Genomic DNA, 15,810 nt, shown 5'->3' on the forward strand with positions numbered 1-15,810 from the left:
CCCTCGATTGAGCCTAGGGCTTGCGATGGCTCCGCAGCAATTTCATGACGTCAGGGCGCAGACTGGCCGGAACGTCGCGGCAGCCGCATGCCGCCTTGTGAGCAGCGTGCCATTCGGCGCGCTGCTCGCGCGTGGCTTTGGACGGCATGGGATGGGACCGGTGCCATTCCTTGTTGATGGACACGGTCCCTTCCGCCTACATCGCCTTGACGATGTTCTCGGTGACCTTCTTGGCGTCGCCGAGCAGCATCATGGTGTTGTCGCGATAGAACAGCGGATTGTCGATGCCCGCGTAACCGGAAGCCAGCGAGCGCTTGATGAACATCACGGTGCCGGCCTTCCAGACCTGGAGCACGGGCATGCCGTAGATCGGCGAGGTCTTGTCCTCTTCCGCCGCCGGGTTGGTGACGTCGTTGGCGCCGATCACGAAAGCGATGTCGGCCTGCGCGAATTCGGAGTTGATGTCCTCGAGCTCGAACACCTCGTCATAAGGCACGTTGGCTTCGGCCAGCAGCACGTTCATGTGGCCGGGCATGCGGCCGGCGACCGGGTGAATGGCGTATTTCACCTCGACGCCTTCCTTCTTCAGCATGTCCGCCATCTCTCGCAGCGCGTGCTGGGCCTGCGCCACCGCCATGCCGTAGCCGGGCACGATGATGACCTTGGAGGCGTTCTTCATGATGAAGGCGGCATCGTCAGCCGAGCCGAGCTTGGCCGGCTTCTGCTCGCCGGTTCCCCCACCGGCGGCAGCCGTCTCGCCGCCGAAGCCGCCGAGGATGACCGAGATGAAGGACCGGTTCATCGCGTGGCACATGATGTAGGACAGGATCGCGCCCGAGGAGCCGACCAGCGCGCCGGTGATGATCAGCGCGGAATTGCCGAGCGTGAATCCGATGCCGGCCGCGGCCCAGCCGGAATAGGAGTTCAGCATCGAGATCACGACCGGCATGTCGGCGCCGCCGATCGGGATGATCATGAGCACGCCGAGCGCCAGCGCGAGGATGACGATCATCCAGAAGTCGAACGCACTGCCGGACAGCACGAGACCGACGATGAAGAACACCAGGGCCAATGCGAGGCCGATGTTGATGATGTGGCGGAACGGCAGGATGATCGGCGCGCCGCTCATGCGCGCCGACAGCTTCAGGAACGCGATCACCGAGCCGGTGAAGGTCAGCGCGCCGATGGCGACGCCGAGCGACATCTCGACCAGGCTCTGCGGATGAATCTTGCCGGGGGTCCCGATGCCGAAGGCCTCCGGCGCGTAGAACGCGCCGGCCGCGACCAGCACCGCGGCCATGCCGACCAGCGAGTGGAAGGCGGCGACCAGTTCAGGCATCGAGGTCATGGGCACGCGGCGGGCGATTACCGCGCCGGCACCGCCGCCGATCGCGACCGCGAGGATGACGAGGATCCAAGCCACGCCGTCGGCCGGCGGATGGCTTGCGAGCGTGGTGGCGACCGCAATCGCCATGCCGATCATGCCGAACAGATTGCCCTGGCGCGAGGTTGCCGGGCTCGACAGCCCGCGCAGCGACAGGATGAACAGCACCCCCGCCACGAGATACAAGAATGCAGAGAGATTGGCGCTCATCTCAGGTCCCCATTGATCCCTTCAGCCCGAGGTGGCCGCTTACTTCGACTTCTTCTTGTACATCGCCAGCATGCGCTGGGTGACGAGGAAGCCGCCGAATATGTTCACGCAGGCGAAGACGAGGGCAACGAAGCCGAAGCCGCGCGCCCAGCCCGAGCCGCTCGAAATCATGCCGACACCCACCGCGAGCAGCGCGCCGACCACGATCACCGAGGAGATCGCGTTGGTGACGCTCATCAGCGGCGTATGCAGCGCCGGCGTCACCGACCAGACGACGAAATAGCCGACGAAAACGGCGAGGACGAAGATCGACAGCTGGAAGATGAAGGGGTCGACGAGCTGTGCTGCATGCTCCATGGCGGCTCTCCTTAAACCCGATTTAAGATGATTTGGGCTGGAAGTTCGGGTGGATCACGGCGCCGTCTTTCGTCAGCGCAGTGGCCTTGACCAGTTCGTCGTCCCAGTTGACGGCGAGCTTCTTCTCTTTCTTGTCGACCATGGTCTCGATGAAGGAGAACAGATTGCGGGCATAGAGGCTGGAAGCCGAAGCCGCAACGCGGCCGGCGACATTGGTGTAGCCGACGATCTTGATGCCATCGACATCCACGACCTCGCCCGGCTTCGCACCCTCGACATTGCCGCCGCGCTCGACGGCGAGATCGACCAGAACGGAGCCCGGCTTCATCGACCTGACCATCTCGGCGCTGACGAGCTTCGGCGCCGGCCGGCCCGGAATCAGAGCGGTCGTGATCACGATGTCCTGCTTCTTGATGTGCTCGGCGGTGAGCGCAGCCTGCTTGGCCTGGTATTCTTTCGACATTTCCTTGGCGTAGCCGCCGGCGGTCTGCGCGTTCTTGAACTCCTCGTCCTCGACCGCGAGGAATTTCGCACCGAGCGATTCCACCTGCTCCTTGGTCGCGGGACGCACGTCGGTGGCGGTGACCACGGCGCCGAGACGGCGCGCGGTCGCGATCGCCTGGAGGCCGGCAACGCCGACACCCATCACGAACACCTTCGCCGCCGGAACGGTGCCGGCGGCCGTCATCATCATCGGGAAGGCGCGGCCGAAGGCCTCTGCCCCCTCGATCACGGCGCGGTAGCCGGCAAGGTTGGCCTGCGAGGACAGCACGTCCATCACCTGCGCGCGGGTGATGCGCGGCATCAATTCCATCGCGAAGGCGGCAACGCCGGCATCGGCCATCGTCTTCAGCGCGGCCTCGTTGCCGTAAGGGTCCATGATGGCGATGACGAGGGCGCCGCGCTTGTACTGCGGCAGCTCGGACGCCTCCGGGCGTTTCACCTTGATGACGATGTCGGCGTCCTTCAGCGCGTCAGTGCTGACGGTGGCACCAGCCGCGGTGAATTCGGAATCCGGCAGGCCCGACTTGATGCCGGCACCCGGCTCGACGGCGATCTCGGCCCCGAGCGCCCTAAATTTCTTCACCGTATCGGGCGAAGCGGCGACGCGCGGCTCCGACGGATCGATTTCCTTGGCAACGGCGATCTTCATAGGCCCTCCGGCGACGCGGGAAAAAGCGCGCACGCGAACTTAGCGTTACTCCCGCAACGTTGGATACCGGTTTTGAAACCGGCTTGAATGCAAATTTTATGAGCACCGTCGACGCTGGCGGTGCGGCAGTCGATCGATCAGGTGAGGAAGATCGCCATCAGGATCACGATGAGCGCGACCGAGACCGTGCCGTACTTCACCAGCTTGATGAAGCCCTCGTAGGTCTGCTCGTGCGCAACATAGTCGTTGCCGTCGGCGGTGGTGTAGGCCACTTCGCTATGGTCAGCCATGGATGTCCCCAGTCGAAAGTCGAATTCTCGGGCTGGGATACCTTAAAGATTTGAACAGGGCAACGGCACCAGGGCGGAGTTTCCCGCAAATCGGGTCATTTGGAATTCCAATTGTCGCGGATCCAGCGGACGAGGCTCTCCTCGCTGACTTCGCCGGCGGCGAGAGAGAGTATGATGGTCGTCGCTTCCGCCGGATCGGGACTGAACGCCACGCCATTCTTGTGCAGAAAGACCATCATCGCCATGAAGGCAATCCGCTTGTTTCCATCGACGAACGCATGATTCTTCGCGAGCCCGAACGCATAGGCTGCGGCAAGCTCGTCCAACGACGCCTGCTCGTACCGCCATTTGTTGATCGGGCGATCGAGCGCCGACCGCAACATGCCTTCGTCACGCAGCCCAGGCGCGCCTCCGAAGCGTCGGAGTTGCCGGCTATGAATGGCGACGGCCTGCTCGTAAGTAATCCAGAGCGGCTCCTGAGGATCGCTCATTGCACAACCAACTATTTCGCAAGCGCCGCGAGCGTGTCGCGATACTTGTCCATCACCTCGTCGGCGATTTCCATCGTCCGCTCGAAGTCGGGATCGTAGGGCAGGGCCTGGAAGCCACCGCCCGGCAATTCCACGATGTGCAATTGCTGACCACGCTTGAGATCGAGCCGTTGCATCAATTCACGAGGCAGCAGCAGTCCGTCGGAATTGCCAATCTTCTTGATCTCGATCTTCATGGCACGGCTCCAGCGAGTTATACATATGTATAACATCGCCCAAGGTTTAGTTCAACAGATGTTTTACGTGCGCTCCATCCCCAAAAGCGCCCAAGCACCTCAGCCCATCGCCTCGAGCTCGTCGATCATCCCGGCGATGACGCTGAGCCCGCCGTCCCAGAACTTCGGGTCCTTGGCATCCAACCCGAACGGGCGCAGCAGCTCGGAATAATGCTTGGTGCCGCCGGCGGCGAGCATGTCGAGATAGCGCTCGGCAAAGCCCTCATTCGCGTTCTCATAGACGGCATAGAGCGAGTTCACGAGGCAGTCGCCGAACGCATAGGCGTAGACATAGAACGGCGAATGAATGAAGTGCGGGATGTACATCCAGTAGTTCTCGTAGCCCGCCTTGATCTCGATCGCCGGCCCCAGGCTCTCGCCCTGCACCGACAGCCAGATTTCGCCGAGCCGCGTCGCGGTGAGTTCGCCGTTCTTGCGCTCGGTGTGGACGGCGCGCTCGAAGGAATAGAACGCGATCTGCCGCACCACGGTGTTGATCATGTCCTCGACCTTGCCGGCGAGCAGCGCCTGCCGCTGTTTCGCGTTCTTGGTCTGCGCCAGCAGCCGCTTGAACGTGAGCATCTCGCCGAACACGCTAGCGGTCTCCGCCAGCGTCAGCGGCGTCGGAGCCATCAGGGCGCCGTTCTTCGCGGCGAGCACCTGGTGCACGCCATGGCCGAGCTCGTGGGCGAGCGTCATCACGTCGCGCGGCTTGCCCTGGTAGTTCATGAGCACGTAAGGATGCGCCGACGGCGTGGTCGGATGCGAGAACGCCCCCGGCACCTTGCCCGGCCGCACCGGCGCGTCGATCCAGCGATCGGTGAAGAAGCGCTCGGCGATGTCGGCCATTCTGGGCGAGAAGCCGCGATAGGCCGTCAGCACCATGCTTCGTGCCTCCGGCCAGGCGATGACATCGGTTGCTGCAAAGGGCAGCGGCGCGTTGCGGTCCCAATAAGCCAGCCGCTTCTTGCCGAACCACTTCGCCTTGAGCGCATAATAGCGATGCGACAGCTTCGGATAAGCTGCGCGGACCGAGGCGACCAGCGCATCCACCACCTCGCGCTCGACGCGGTTGTTGAGGTGCCGAGAATCGGCAACGTCCTTGAAACCGCGCCAGCGGTCGGAGATGTCCTTGTCCTTGGCGAGCATGTTGGTGATCAGCGCAAAGGTGCGCTCATTGGCCTTGAAGGTTTTCGCCAGCGCCTCCGCCGCGCTCTTGCGCTTGGCACCGTCGCGGTCCTGCAGCAAATTCAGCGTCGGCTCGATCGCGAGCTCCTTAGGCCCGACCTTGAAGCGCAGGCTCGAGATGGTCTGATCGAACAACCGGTTGAAGGCTGAATAGCCGGTCTGCGCCTTCTCCAGGAAAAGCTGCTCGAGCTTGTCGTCGAGCTGGTACGGCTTCTCCTTGCGCAAATCCTCGATCCAGGGGCGATAATGCGCAAGCTCGGAAGCCTGCATCGCCCGGTTCAAAATATCGTCATCGATCCGGTTCAGTTCGAGCGCGAAGAACAGTAGATGCGTGGACGCCGCCGTCAGGCGCTCGGAAACGTCGCCGTAAAACTTTGAAATCGCAGGGTCCACGCTGTCCCCGGCATGAACGAGACCAGCATAGGAGCCGAGACGGCCGGCGAGATCGTCGATCGCCTCATAGCGTCGCACCGCTTCGGCGAGCCATTTTCCGCCATCTTCGTTTGCTGTCCCTGTCGCCAGCTTGCCCTTGTAGTCGGTCTCGAAGGCGACGCAGTCGGCATCCATTTTTTCGAGATCGCGCGCCACCTCGGGCGCGTCGATACCGGAATAGAGATCGCCAAGGTTCCACTCCGGGAGCTTGCCGGTTTTGCTCGCAGGCCTTGCGGCCGAAGATCTGGAGGGCTTTGCCTTGGCGGCAGATTTCTTGGCGGACGTCTTCGGAGATGTCTTGGCGGCAGGCTTGCGGAGAGCAGACTTGGAGCGCGAAATCATTGTGTGGGAAACCTGTGTTCAACAATCGCGACGGCGGGCGGGGGCATCAAGGTTTAAGCGTGCGTTAATCGGCTTCGGCCAGAGTGCCCCGATTCGAGACAGATAGTAGTAGCGTGCGGGGAACACCATGGCTGCCAGTATTTTGATCGCCGACGACGACGCTGTAGCCCGCCGGCTGATCGAGAACATGGTGCAGAAATGCGGCTATGAGACGGTGGTGGTAGACTCCGGCGACGCCGCCATCGCCGCCCTCACCGCTCCCGACGGTCCGGCTGTCGACGGCGTCGTCCTGGACCTCGTGATGCCCGGCCTCGACGGCATGGGCGTGCTGGCGAAAATCCGCGAAGCCGGCCTCAGCATCCCCGTCATCGTGCAGACCGCCCATGGCGGCATGGACAACGTGATCTCGGCAATGCGCGCGGGCGCGGCCGATTTCGTCGTCAAGCCGGTCGGCATGGAGCGGCTCCAGGTCTCGCTTCGCAACGCGCTCAACACGTCCGCGCTCAAGGGCGAATTGCAGCGCATCCGTCACAGCCGCGAAGGCCGGCTGACCTTCTCCGACATCATCACCCGCGCAGAGGCAATGACCCCGGTGATGCGCGCCGCGCAAAAGGCGGCGAATTCCGCGATTCCCGTGCTGATCGAGGGCGAGTCCGGCGTCGGCAAGGAAATGTTCGCGCGCGCCATCCACGGCAGCGGCGAGCGCAAGGCCAAGCCTTTCGTCGCGGTCAATTGCGGTGCGATTCCCGACAACCTCGTCGAGTCCATTCTGTTCGGTCACGAGAAGGGCGCCTTCACCGGCGCCACCGAGCGGCACATGGGCAAGTTCGTCGAGGCCCATGGCGGCACGCTGTTTCTGGACGAGGTCAGCGAGCTGCCGCTGACTGCGCAGGTGAAGCTGCTGCGCGCGCTGCAGGAAGGTGCCGTGGAGGCCGTCGGCGGCCGCAAGCCGGTCAAGGTCGACGTCCGCATCATCTCGGCAACCAACCGCAAGCTGCTGGAGCGGGTGAAACAGGGGCATTTCCGGGAAGATCTGTTCTATCGGCTGCACGTGCTGCCGCTGACGATCCCCTCGCTCCGCGCGCGGCGCGAGGACATCCCGCATCTGCTCAGGCATTTCCTGGCGCGCTTTTCCGCCGAGGAGAACCGCCCGATCAGCGGCATTAGCGGCGAAGCGGTGGCGCACCTGGCCCAGCTCGACTGGCCCGGCAACATCCGTCAGCTGGAGAACGCGGTCTACCGCGCCGTGGTGATGAGCGACGGCGACCAGCTCGAGCTGGACGATTTCCCCCTGCTCGCTTCGCAGCCGCATCCCGTCACGGATATTCCGACAGCGCCGCTGATGCTCGAGCCGGCCATGCCGTCTGTGGTATCGGGTAGCGAAATACCAATCGCACCGCTCGCTGCTGCGGGAACTCTCGCCATGCTCACCGCCACCGGTGATGTCCGCTCGCTGGAGGACATGGAGAACGAGATCATTCGCTTTGCGATCTCGCACTATCGCGGCCAGATGTCCGAGGTGGCTCGCCGCCTCAGAATCGGCCGGTCGACGCTCTACCGCAAGCTCGACGAAGCCGGGGTTCCCGGTCATGGCGGCAAAAGCGGCGAGGAGACGCACTGAGCTTCATGCAAACGGGCCGTCCGCGGACGATGCCAAGCCGTTGTAAGCTGTTCGCATGACGATGGAATTCGACGGCGGATTGAACCGTGACCTGGAAGTGACAGACACAGGAAAAGCGCGCGGCCGAAGCGCACAATCCGTTGCCAAGAGGCTCCCTTGAAGTCAGTTTGTCGTGAGTTGTCCCCGGTAGCGCTGGCTGCAAAATCGGGGCCTGTATATCGTCTGCGTCAGAATCGTTGCGTGCAGGCGTGCAACTTTCGAGGGGCCGGCGCGGTTTAGCCGAAACTCATTAGGCGATAACAGAGCTGTTCCCGGAGGGGCAGCTTACCCGAGGGGTGCGACACAATGCGTGACTGTTTGAACCACCGTGCGGGCTTTGACCGTGTCTTGATGACGGTCGCGGCAACTTTCCTCACGGTGTCGGCCAGCTCGGCCCTGGCGCAGGACCAGGCGCGCAGCAGCGCCGCCGAGCTCGCGATCGAAGCCGCGATCCCGCGTCCCGAGCCCGCAAACGTTCCGCCTCCTGCCGCCTCAGATATCAAGCTCGACACCACCGCGACGCTTCAGGACGGAGCCAAGGAGCCCGCGAAGGCCGAAGCCGCGCCGGCACCGGACAAGGCCGAGCCGAAGCCTTCCGGCGTTGCGACCACGCCCGCCGCCGAGCCGCCGAAGAACGAGACCGCAAAGACCGAGCCCGCGAAGTCGGAGCCCGCCAAGGCCGATACTGCAACCGCGCCTGCTGCTGCTCCGGCCGCCGAACCGGTGAAGGCCGCGAGCAACGTTCCCGCGGCCGACCAGCCGGTCGCCGACAGGCTGAAGGACATCATCGGCGCCAAGACCTCGCGGCATTTCGACCGCAAGAACGAGCGCGCCGCGGTCGAGAAGTTCTACGGCGCGCGCGATTTCGCGCCGGTCTGGACGCAAGGCGGCAGCGTGACGCCGGCAGCCAAGGGCGTGATGGCGCGGCTGAAGGACGCGGCCTCCGACGGCCTCAATCCGGCCGACTATCCGGTGCCGGATTTCGCCGCCGCCACGACGCCCGATGCACTTGCCGATGCCGAGCTCAAGCTCACCGCGAGCATGTTCGACTATGCGCGCCATGCCCAGAGCGGCCGCATGCATTGGTCGCAGGCCAGCGGCGACATTCTCTATCCCGAGCATCCGATCGACCCCAACGAGGTGCTCGCCAAGGTCACAACCGCGGCCGACGCGTCCGCAACGCTCGACAGCTACAACCCGCCGCACAAGCTCTACAAGGAGCTGAAGGCCAAGCTCGCCGAGTTGCGCGGCCAGGGCAGCGGGCCGGTGGTCGAGATCGCCGACGGCCCTGCGCTGAAATACACTCCGGCCACCAAGAAGCAGGCCGAGATCGTCGTGGAAGATCCGCGTGTGCCGCAGCTGCGCGCCAAGCTGGGCCTCGCCGAGCACCCCGGCGATACCCGCTATGACGCCGGCGTCGCCGAAGCCGTGCGCAAATTCCAGAGCAATGCCGAGATGAAGGCGACCGGCATCCTCGACGACAAGACCGTCAAGGCGCTCAACACCCCCAAGCGCGACAAGCAGATCGACGTGGTGCTGGTGAACATGGAGCGCTGGCGCTGGCTGCCGCGCGACCTCGGCGCCCCCGCGCTGGGCGATGCGTATGTCATCCTCAACATCCCCGACTTCACGCTGAAGGTGATGCAGCGCGGCCAGCAGGTCTGGACCACCCGCGTCGTCACCGGCAAGCCGGGCAAGCATGCGACGCCGCTGCTCACCGAGACGATGAAGTACATTACGGTCAATCCGACCTGGAACGTGCCGCCGTCGATCGTCTACAACGAATACCTACCGGCACTGCAGCAGGACCCGACCGTGCTTCAGCGCATGGGCCTCAGGCTCGAGCAGAACCGCGACGGCTCCGTGCACATCTCCCAGCCGCCCGGGGAAGCCAATGCGCTCGGCCGTGTCCGCTTCAACTTCCCGAACAAGTTCCTGGTCTATCAACACGACACGCCGGACAAGCATCTGTTCGCCAAGGAAGAGCGCGCCTTCAGCCATGGCTGCATGCGCGTGCAGAACCCGGACCAGTACGCCTCCGTTCTGCTCAACATCGTCATGCCGAACGAGAAGTACACGCCGGAGCGTATCCGCAGCATGTACGGCAAGAGCGAGATCGACCTGAAATTCCCGACCCCGATCCCGGTCAACATCACCTATCAGACCGCATTCGTCGATGACGCCGGCAAGCTGCAATTCCGCAAGGACGTCTATGGCCGCGACGCCGTCATGATCAACATCCTGAAGAACAGCCGCGGCAAGGATCTCGAGAACGTGGTCGCGCACTCGCAGCCGAGCTATTCGCGGCCGGCAACGACGCTGCCCACGGGGGTTGCCGTGGCGAACAATGGCGGCGGCTTCGGCTCGTCCGGGCCGAACTTCTTCGAGCGCCTGTTCGGGGCGCCGACCCCGGCCGCGCCGCCCGCCCCGGTCGGCAGGCGGCCGCAACAGCAGCAGCGGGTGTTTACCCGCTGAGGACGGCCTAGAGCACGCATTTCCTGAAATTCCACAATGAAATCAGCGACTCCATCCCTCGGATGGAGTCGCTTAACGTTAACCATGTCCCACCATCAACCTGGGCAGCGGGCGTTTTTTTGCCACAGTCAACCGCTTAGGATCGTACTCTGACTTGGTTTTGGGGGCGGGAAGGTCAACCTCGAATTAACCTTCTCGCTTTAAGAAAGCGTTCATCCTCTTTCGCGCTGCTACGGGGTTGGCGGGAGAGTCCATTTGAACGCTCGTCGACTGGGTGGGCTCATACGTGCTGACTGGTCTCGCACGCAAATTCGCTGTGCTGTCGTTGTCCCATGCGGGAGTGAAGGCCGGATCCAGGATCGGCCTCGCTGCCGCATTGCTGCTTGCCGCCGCGGGCTCGGTTCATGACGCCGCCGCGCTGAACGAGACCAAGACGCTTTCCTTCCACCACACCCATTCCGGCGAGGACCTCACCGTCACGTTCAAGCGTGAAGGTCGCTATGACGAGGCGGCGCTGAAGCAGCTCAACCACTTCCTGCGCGACTGGCGCACACAGGAGCAGACGGTCATGGACCGTCGCCTGTTCGACATCCTCTGGGAAGTCTATCGCGACGTCGACGGCAAGCAGCCGATCCAGATCATCTCCTCCTATCGCTCTCCCGCCACCAACGCCATGCTCCGCCGCCGCTCCTCCGGCGTGGCGCGCTCCAGCCAGCACATGCTGGGACATGCGATGGACTTCTACATTCCCGGCGTGCCGCTGGAGCAGATCCGCTTCGCCGGCCTGCGCCTCCAGCGCGGCGGCGTCGGCTTCTATCCGACCTCCGGCTCGCCCTTTGTGCATCTCGACACCGGCAGCGTCCGGCACTGGCCCCGCATGACGCACGACCAGCTGGCCCGCGTCTTCCCGGACGGAAAAACGGTGCATCTGCCGACCGATGGCGTTCCGCTGAAGAACTATGAGCTCGCCAAGGCCGAGATTGAGCGGCGCGGCAGCGGCGACGATTCCGGCAGCAAGCCGAATTTCTTCGCAGCCCTGTTCAAGAGCAAGTCGGCAGCTCCCGCGGCCAGCGACGAGGATGACGAGGGCGCGCCGGCCCCGGCCGCAAAGCCGGCGGCACCGACGATCGTTACAGCCGCGGCCAAGCCCGCCGAGCCGGTGCCGACGCCCCGCGCCAAGCCGCAGATCGCCGCAACCCTCCAGCTCGCCTCGGCCGATGCGCAGATCGTTGCGCCGCCGAAGCCCAAGCCCGCTCCCGTGGCTGACAAGCCTTCACCCGCCAAGCCGGAGACGCCGGCGGACATCATCAATGCCCGCGGGTTCTGGGATGATGTTCCGGCCGCGCCGCAGCAGGCGACGCCGGCGCAGATCGCCGCGCTGAAGGCGCGCCAGGCGCTCGCCGCAGCCACAGATCCGCAGCCAACCGCAAGCGTCTCCAGCGCAACCCTTCAGGCGCTGGCTTACGCGCCGGCCGCCTCTCCGGTCGATCGCGCCAATGTCGTCGCCGCCTCGGCGCCGATCCCGCGCACCGCCCGCCCCGCCGCCTCGTCCCGCACCATGGCTCAGGCAACCGAGATCAACACGGTGGTCGGCAAGAGCATGGACGGCAGGATCGCAACCGCGACCCGCCTCTCCGCGGCCAGGACTGAGAGCATCTGGCTCAAGATCGTAATGCTGTCGCCGAGCGCCAGCCGCGCGATGTCGGTGACGCTGATGGGCGAGCTGGATACGGCGGCCCTGCGCGGCTATTTCGTCAAGCCGCAGGCCGTGATCGCGATGGGCTTTGCCGACGACCCGATGCCGGGCCTGTCCTGCGAGACCTTCTCCGGCAGCGCGACCGCAAAGCTCCAGACGACGTCCTTCGTGATGCGCACTGCCGCGCTGCGCTGATAGACGGGGCTGTTTCCAAAAGCTCGGTTTCACGGCCCGGCTGTTCGAAGCGGGCATCCGGGAAAGTCGCACGCGCCGAGACATCCCGGATATCGCTCCGCTCACCCCGGCTACAAGTGCCCTACCGCGCCCTCCTCCCGCGCCTGTCGAGATGATAGGTCAGCGCCAGCGACAGGCAGACCGCAAGCTCCTGCTTCGGTAGCCTGCCCGTCACAGGCAAAAGCAACGCCCGCGTCTGCCGGTATTCGAATTGATCGGGAAAGCGCTCGCGAAAACTGTCGACCAGCGTCGTCCTGCAGTTGAAGAGAATGGCGGCGTGGTCGGAGCCCTTGAGACGGCCGAGCCGGATGGTCGAGCCGCTGCCGGTCTCCTCCGTCAGATAGGCAGGTTCGCCCCATTTCAGCGTTTCGGTGAGGGGGCCGACATCGTCATGCGCAGCGGCGGTCTTGAAGATCAGCTCGCGCACCTGGAGCAGCCGCCTGCCGATCGGGGCCGGAAGAGCATTGAGGGCACGGCTCACCTCGCGCGGCAATGGCGGCTTAGTCACGGCGGGCTCCGTTCACAGACGAAGGGCAACATCGCCGATTCGTAACCCGGATTTCGGATCGCTCCACCCGGGCTACGGCAGGGTACCTGAGGCGATGCGCCTCAGATCATCCCCAGCGCCTGCATATAGGTCTCGAGAATGGTCTCGGCCTCGGCGCGCTCGTTGGGGTCCTGCTTGCGCAGGCGCACGATGGTGCGCAGCGCCTTGACGTCGTAGCCGTTGCCCTTGCTCTCGGCATAGACGTCGCGGATGTCGTCGGAGATCGCCTTCTTCTCTTCCTCCAGCCGCTCAATGCGCTCGATGATGGATTTGAGCTGGTCCTTGGCAAATTTCGTCGCGGGCTCGTCGTCGCGGACGGCGGCGGAGGTGGCCATCTAGGTACTCCCAATGAACTGGCAAAACGGGGTGACGCCGGCATCCCTCACCGCGCGTGCTGGCAGAACCCTTAGGGTTGGCGCCGCCGGCGTTCAAGCAAGCATCGCGCTCGTCCACAGAGCGCCCACACCTTCCTGCGGCGCGCCGAAGAAAGCTGTTGTGTGGTGCGACTCAGCAGGCCGCCGTGCCGCTCAATGCCCGTGCGGATGGACCTTCTTCATTGCCTCGAGCTGCTCGGGCGTCGCCGTGCCCTGATGCTTGGCCTTCCAGGCCTCGTAGGGCATGCCGTAGACCGCCTCCCGGCTCTCGTCCTTGCTCAAGGGCACGCCCTGGGCATCCGCGGCGTCCTTGAGCCAGTTGGACAGGCAGTTGCGGCAGAAACCGGCCAAATTCATCAGGTCGATGTTCTGGACGTCCGTCCGGCTCCGCAAATGGTCGACGAGGCGCCGGAAGGCGGCCGCCTCGAGCTCCGTTCTGGTCTTGTCGTCGATTGCCATGGTTGTCTTTCCCTAGGGCCATCCTGTCGCGGTCACCCTTACGGGATCAGGTGGGGCCTGTCACAGATTTTGCCATATCACGGCGCAAAGGGGCCGGAGCCCGGCTAGCGGGCAGTTCCCCGGCCGTGCGCCAAATCGTCAATGATCTGGTATAGCTTCCGCGACAATGATTGCCGAATCTCTCCGCTTCCCGTTTCGCCTGCTCGCCCGGTTGATCCCGGTGCCGGTGGTTGCGCTGCTGTGCCTCTCCGCCAGCCCGGCCTCCGCGGATTTCCGCCTCTGCAACAACACGTCGAGCCGGGTCGGGATCGCGCTCGGCTACAAGGACGCCGAGGGCTGGACCACCGAAGGCTGGTGGAACATCTCCTCGCGTTCCTGCGAGACGCTGCTGCGGGGCACCCTCGTCGCCCGCTACTATTACATCTACGCCATCGACTACGACCGCGGCGGCGAATGGTCGGGGCAGGCCTTCATGTGCTCGCGCGACAAGGAGTTCACCATCCGCGGCACCGAGGATTGCTTGGCACGCGGCTACGACCGCACCGGCTATTTCGAGGTCGACACCGGCGAGCAGCGGGCCTGGACGGTGCAACTGACCGACGCCAACGAACAGCCGGCGCAGCAACGCGTGCCCGGCCTGCCCGGCCCGGTTGGTCCGGGCGGGGTTCCCGGTTTGCCCAACAGCCCGCCCGGTGGTACGCCGCCCGCGCCTGGCCTCCCGCCACCGCCCCCGTCTGGAAATAAGCCATGAGGCGTCTTCGCCGTATCAAGATTCTCGCGACGCTCGGACCGGCCTCCTCGGACCTCGCGATGATCCGCCGCCTCTTCGAGGCCGGCGCCGACCTGTTCCGCATCAACATGAGCCACACCTCGCATGACAAGATGCGGGAGCTGGTGGCCACGATCCGCAACGTCGAAAGCAGCTATGGCCGGCCGATCGGCATCCTGGTCGACCTGCAGGGCCCGAAGCTGAGACTCGGCTCGTTCGCCGAGGGCGCGGTACAGCTTCAGAACGGCCAGACCTTCACACTCGATTCCGACAAGACGCCGGGCGATGCCACGCGCGTGCATCTTCCGCATCCGGAGATCCTGGCGGCGCTCAGGCCCGGCCATGCGCTGCTGCTCGACGACGGCAAGGTGCGGCTGATCGCGGAGGAGACCTCCAAGGAGCACGCGCTGACGCGCGTCGTGGTCGGCGGCAGGATGAGCGACCGCAAGGGCGTCAGCCTGCCCGACACCGACCTGCCGGTCTCGGCGATGACGCCGAAGGACCGCGCCGACCTCGAAGCGGCGCTCGTCACCGGCGTCGACTGGATCGCGCTGTCCTTCGTGCAGCGCGCCGACGACGTGCTCGAAGCCAAGAAGATGATCCGCGGCCGCGCCGCCGTGATGGCCAAGATCGAGAAGCCGCAGGCGATCGACCGCCTCGCCGACATCATCGAGGCCTCCGACGCGCTGATGGTGGCGCGCGGCGACCTGGGCGTCGAATTGCCGCTGGAGCGCGTGCCGAGCCTGCAGAAGCAGATGACGCGGATGGCGCGCCGCGCCGGCAAGCCGGTGGTGGTCGCGACCCAGATGCTGGAATCGATGATCCAGTCGCCGGTGCCGACCCGCGCCGAAGTCTCGGACGTCGCCACCGCGGTCTATGAGGGCGCCGACGCCATCATGCTGTCGGCGGAATCGGCGGCCGGCAAATTCCCGGTCGAGGCGGTCTCGACCATGAACCGCATCGGCGAGGAAGTCGAGCGCGACCCCACCTACCGTTCGGTGATCATGGCCCAGCGCCCCGCCCCTGAATCGACCGCGGGCGATGCCATCGCGGACGCCGCGCGGCAGATCGCCGAGACGCTCGACCTGCCCGCCCTGATCTGCTGGACCTCGTCGGGCTCGACCGCCGTGCGCGTGGCGCGCGAGCGGCCGAAGCCGCCGATCGTGGCGATCACCCCGAACATCAGCGCCGGCCGCAGGCTCGCGGTGGTCTGGGGCGTGCACTGCGTCGTGGCGGAGGACGCCCGCGACCAGGACGACATGGTGAGCCGCGCCGGCCAGATCGCGTTCCGGGACGGCTTCGTCCGCGCCGGTCAGCGCGTCATCATCGTCGCCGGCGTGCCGCTCGGCATTCCCGGCACCACCAACATGGTGCGCATCGCCTCGGTCGGGCCCGAAGGCGACGCCAATATGTGAGGCCCGCCGGGGCGGCCAAACAAAAAGTCGAAAAACACCCCATGCACAGTAGCCGGCCA

16 protein-coding genes are annotated in these 15,810 nt (G+C 64.9%); 5 read left to right on the plus strand and 11 right to left on the minus strand.

What is annotated here, in order from left to right:
• Positions 1-13: 13 nt before the first annotated feature.
• The 8 genes from AC3WLX_RS16400 to AC3WLX_RS16435 all read right to left on the minus strand — a co-directional run bounded on the left by AC3WLX_RS16400 (position 14) and on the right by AC3WLX_RS16435 (position 6,122).
• Positions 14-184, minus strand: coding sequence for a hypothetical protein (locus tag AC3WLX_RS16400; RefSeq protein ID WP_492336727.1), 171 nt, complete (start codon positions 182-184; stop codon positions 14-16).
• Between the two features lie 12 nt (positions 185-196).
• The gene (locus AC3WLX_RS16405) at positions 197-1,594 is read right to left on the minus strand and encodes an NAD(P)(+) transhydrogenase (Re/Si-specific) subunit beta (protein WP_291622397.1); all 1,398 of its coding nucleotides are present in this window, start codon (positions 1,592-1,594) and stop codon (positions 197-199) included.
• A gap of 39 nt (positions 1,595-1,633) precedes the next feature.
• A complete protein-coding gene (locus tag AC3WLX_RS16410; protein WP_028180801.1) occupies positions 1,634-1,951 on the minus strand; it encodes a proton-translocating transhydrogenase family protein in 318 nt (105 codons plus the stop codon).
• 22 nt (positions 1,952-1,973) lie between these two features.
• Positions 1,974-3,104 (minus strand): Re/Si-specific NAD(P)(+) transhydrogenase subunit alpha, encoded by a 1,131-nt coding sequence (locus tag AC3WLX_RS16415; protein WP_492336728.1) that lies wholly within the window; start codon positions 3,102-3,104, stop codon positions 1,974-1,976.
• A 137-nt stretch (positions 3,105-3,241) separates the two neighbouring features.
• Entirely contained in the window at positions 3,242-3,394 is a 153-nt protein-coding gene (locus AC3WLX_RS16420) for an aa3-type cytochrome c oxidase subunit IV (RefSeq protein WP_008546229.1), read from the minus strand.
• Between the two features lie 95 nt (positions 3,395-3,489).
• Positions 3,490-3,885 (minus strand): type II toxin-antitoxin system death-on-curing family toxin, encoded by a 396-nt coding sequence (locus AC3WLX_RS16425; protein ID WP_492336729.1) that lies wholly within the window; start codon positions 3,883-3,885, stop codon positions 3,490-3,492.
• 11 nt (positions 3,886-3,896) lie between these two features.
• Positions 3,897-4,121 carry an AbrB/MazE/SpoVT family DNA-binding domain-containing protein gene (locus AC3WLX_RS16430; RefSeq protein ID WP_027545558.1) on the minus strand — a complete coding sequence of 75 codons (225 nt, stop codon included), beginning with the start codon at positions 4,119-4,121 and terminating at the stop codon, positions 3,897-3,899.
• A gap of 99 nt (positions 4,122-4,220) precedes the next feature.
• The gene (locus AC3WLX_RS16435) at positions 4,221-6,122 is read right to left on the minus strand and encodes a M3 family oligoendopeptidase (protein WP_492336730.1); all 1,902 of its coding nucleotides are present in this window, start codon (positions 6,120-6,122) and stop codon (positions 4,221-4,223) included.
• A 127-nt stretch (positions 6,123-6,249) separates the two neighbouring features.
• Between AC3WLX_RS16435 and AC3WLX_RS16440 the strand changes: the two genes are divergently transcribed.
• The 3 genes from AC3WLX_RS16440 to mepK all read left to right on the plus strand — a co-directional run bounded on the left by AC3WLX_RS16440 (position 6,250) and on the right by mepK (position 12,148).
• A complete protein-coding gene (locus AC3WLX_RS16440) occupies positions 6,250-7,743 on the plus strand; it encodes a sigma-54-dependent transcriptional regulator (protein WP_492336731.1) in 1,494 nt (497 codons plus the stop codon).
• Between the two features lie 345 nt (positions 7,744-8,088).
• Positions 8,089-10,257, plus strand: coding sequence for a L,D-transpeptidase family protein (locus AC3WLX_RS16445; RefSeq protein ID WP_492336732.1), 2,169 nt, complete (start codon positions 8,089-8,091; stop codon positions 10,255-10,257).
• A 286-nt stretch (positions 10,258-10,543) separates the two neighbouring features.
• Positions 10,544-12,148 carry a peptidoglycan L,D-endopeptidase MepK gene (mepK, locus tag AC3WLX_RS16450; RefSeq protein WP_492336733.1) on the plus strand — a complete coding sequence of 535 codons (1,605 nt, stop codon included), beginning with the start codon at positions 10,544-10,546 and terminating at the stop codon, positions 12,146-12,148.
• Between the two features lie 121 nt (positions 12,149-12,269).
• Here the strand turns inward: mepK and AC3WLX_RS16455 are convergent, their stop codons facing one another.
• From AC3WLX_RS16455 to AC3WLX_RS16465, 3 genes are all read right to left on the minus strand, one after another.
• Complete coding sequence (locus AC3WLX_RS16455; RefSeq protein WP_492336734.1) at positions 12,270-12,695, minus strand: DUF1801 domain-containing protein; 426 nt, start codon at positions 12,693-12,695, stop codon at positions 12,270-12,272.
• 101 nt (positions 12,696-12,796) lie between these two features.
• Entirely contained in the window at positions 12,797-13,069 is a 273-nt protein-coding gene (locus tag AC3WLX_RS16460) for a DUF2312 domain-containing protein (RefSeq protein ID WP_008546273.1), read from the minus strand.
• A gap of 192 nt (positions 13,070-13,261) precedes the next feature.
• Positions 13,262-13,567, minus strand: coding sequence for a DUF1244 domain-containing protein (locus AC3WLX_RS16465; protein ID WP_291622374.1), 306 nt, complete (start codon positions 13,565-13,567; stop codon positions 13,262-13,264).
• Between the two features lie 166 nt (positions 13,568-13,733).
• On the opposite strand from AC3WLX_RS16465, the gene AC3WLX_RS16470 reads away from it, so the two are divergent.
• Together AC3WLX_RS16470 and pyk are read left to right on the plus strand one after the other, a co-directional pair.
• Complete coding sequence (locus AC3WLX_RS16470) at positions 13,734-14,318, plus strand: DUF1036 domain-containing protein (protein WP_492336735.1); 585 nt, start codon at positions 13,734-13,736, stop codon at positions 14,316-14,318.
• A complete protein-coding gene (gene pyk, locus AC3WLX_RS16475) occupies positions 14,315-15,751 on the plus strand; it encodes a pyruvate kinase (RefSeq protein ID WP_492336736.1) in 1,437 nt (478 codons plus the stop codon). Before AC3WLX_RS16470 ends, pyk begins: the two co-directional genes overlap by 4 nt.
• The last annotated feature ends 59 nt before the right edge of the window (positions 15,752-15,810 follow it).

The sequence above is a fragment of the Bradyrhizobium sp. FW305-F6 genome (genome assembly GCF_058782905.1).

Bases quoted from the DNA above. Each gene is read 5' to 3' on its own strand.
- AC3WLX_RS16405 (WP_291622397.1), bottom strand. From the start codon at position 1,594: ATGAGCGCCAATCTCTCTGCATTCTTGTATCTCGTGGCGGGGGTGCTG.
- AC3WLX_RS16410 (WP_028180801.1), bottom strand. From the start codon at position 1,951: ATGGAGCATGCAGCACAGCTCGTCGACCCCTTCATCTTCCAGCTGTCG.
- AC3WLX_RS16415 (WP_492336728.1), bottom strand. From the start codon at position 3,104: ATGAAGATCGCCGTTGCCAAGGAAATCGATCCGTCGGAGCCGCGCGTC.
- AC3WLX_RS16420 (WP_008546229.1), bottom strand. From the start codon at position 3,394: ATGGCTGACCATAGCGAAGTGGCCTACACCACCGCCGACGGCAACGAC.
- AC3WLX_RS16425 (WP_492336729.1), bottom strand. From the start codon at position 3,885: ATGAGCGATCCTCAGGAGCCGCTCTGGATTACTTACGAGCAGGCCGTC.
- AC3WLX_RS16430 (WP_027545558.1), bottom strand. From the start codon at position 4,121: ATGAAGATCGAGATCAAGAAGATTGGCAATTCCGACGGACTGCTGCTG.
- AC3WLX_RS16435 (WP_492336730.1), bottom strand. From the start codon at position 6,122: ATGATTTCGCGCTCCAAGTCTGCTCTCCGCAAGCCTGCCGCCAAGACA.
- AC3WLX_RS16440 (WP_492336731.1), top strand. From the start codon at position 6,250: ATGGCTGCCAGTATTTTGATCGCCGACGACGACGCTGTAGCCCGCCGG.
- AC3WLX_RS16445 (WP_492336732.1), top strand. From the start codon at position 8,089: ATGCGTGACTGTTTGAACCACCGTGCGGGCTTTGACCGTGTCTTGATG.
- AC3WLX_RS16460 (WP_008546273.1), bottom strand. From the start codon at position 13,069: ATGGCCACCTCCGCCGCCGTCCGCGACGACGAGCCCGCGACGAAATTT.
- AC3WLX_RS16465 (WP_291622374.1), bottom strand. From the start codon at position 13,567: ATGGCAATCGACGACAAGACCAGAACGGAGCTCGAGGCGGCCGCCTTC.
- AC3WLX_RS16470 (WP_492336735.1), top strand. From the start codon at position 13,734: ATGATTGCCGAATCTCTCCGCTTCCCGTTTCGCCTGCTCGCCCGGTTG.
- pyk (WP_492336736.1), top strand. From the start codon at position 14,315: ATGAGGCGTCTTCGCCGTATCAAGATTCTCGCGACGCTCGGACCGGCC.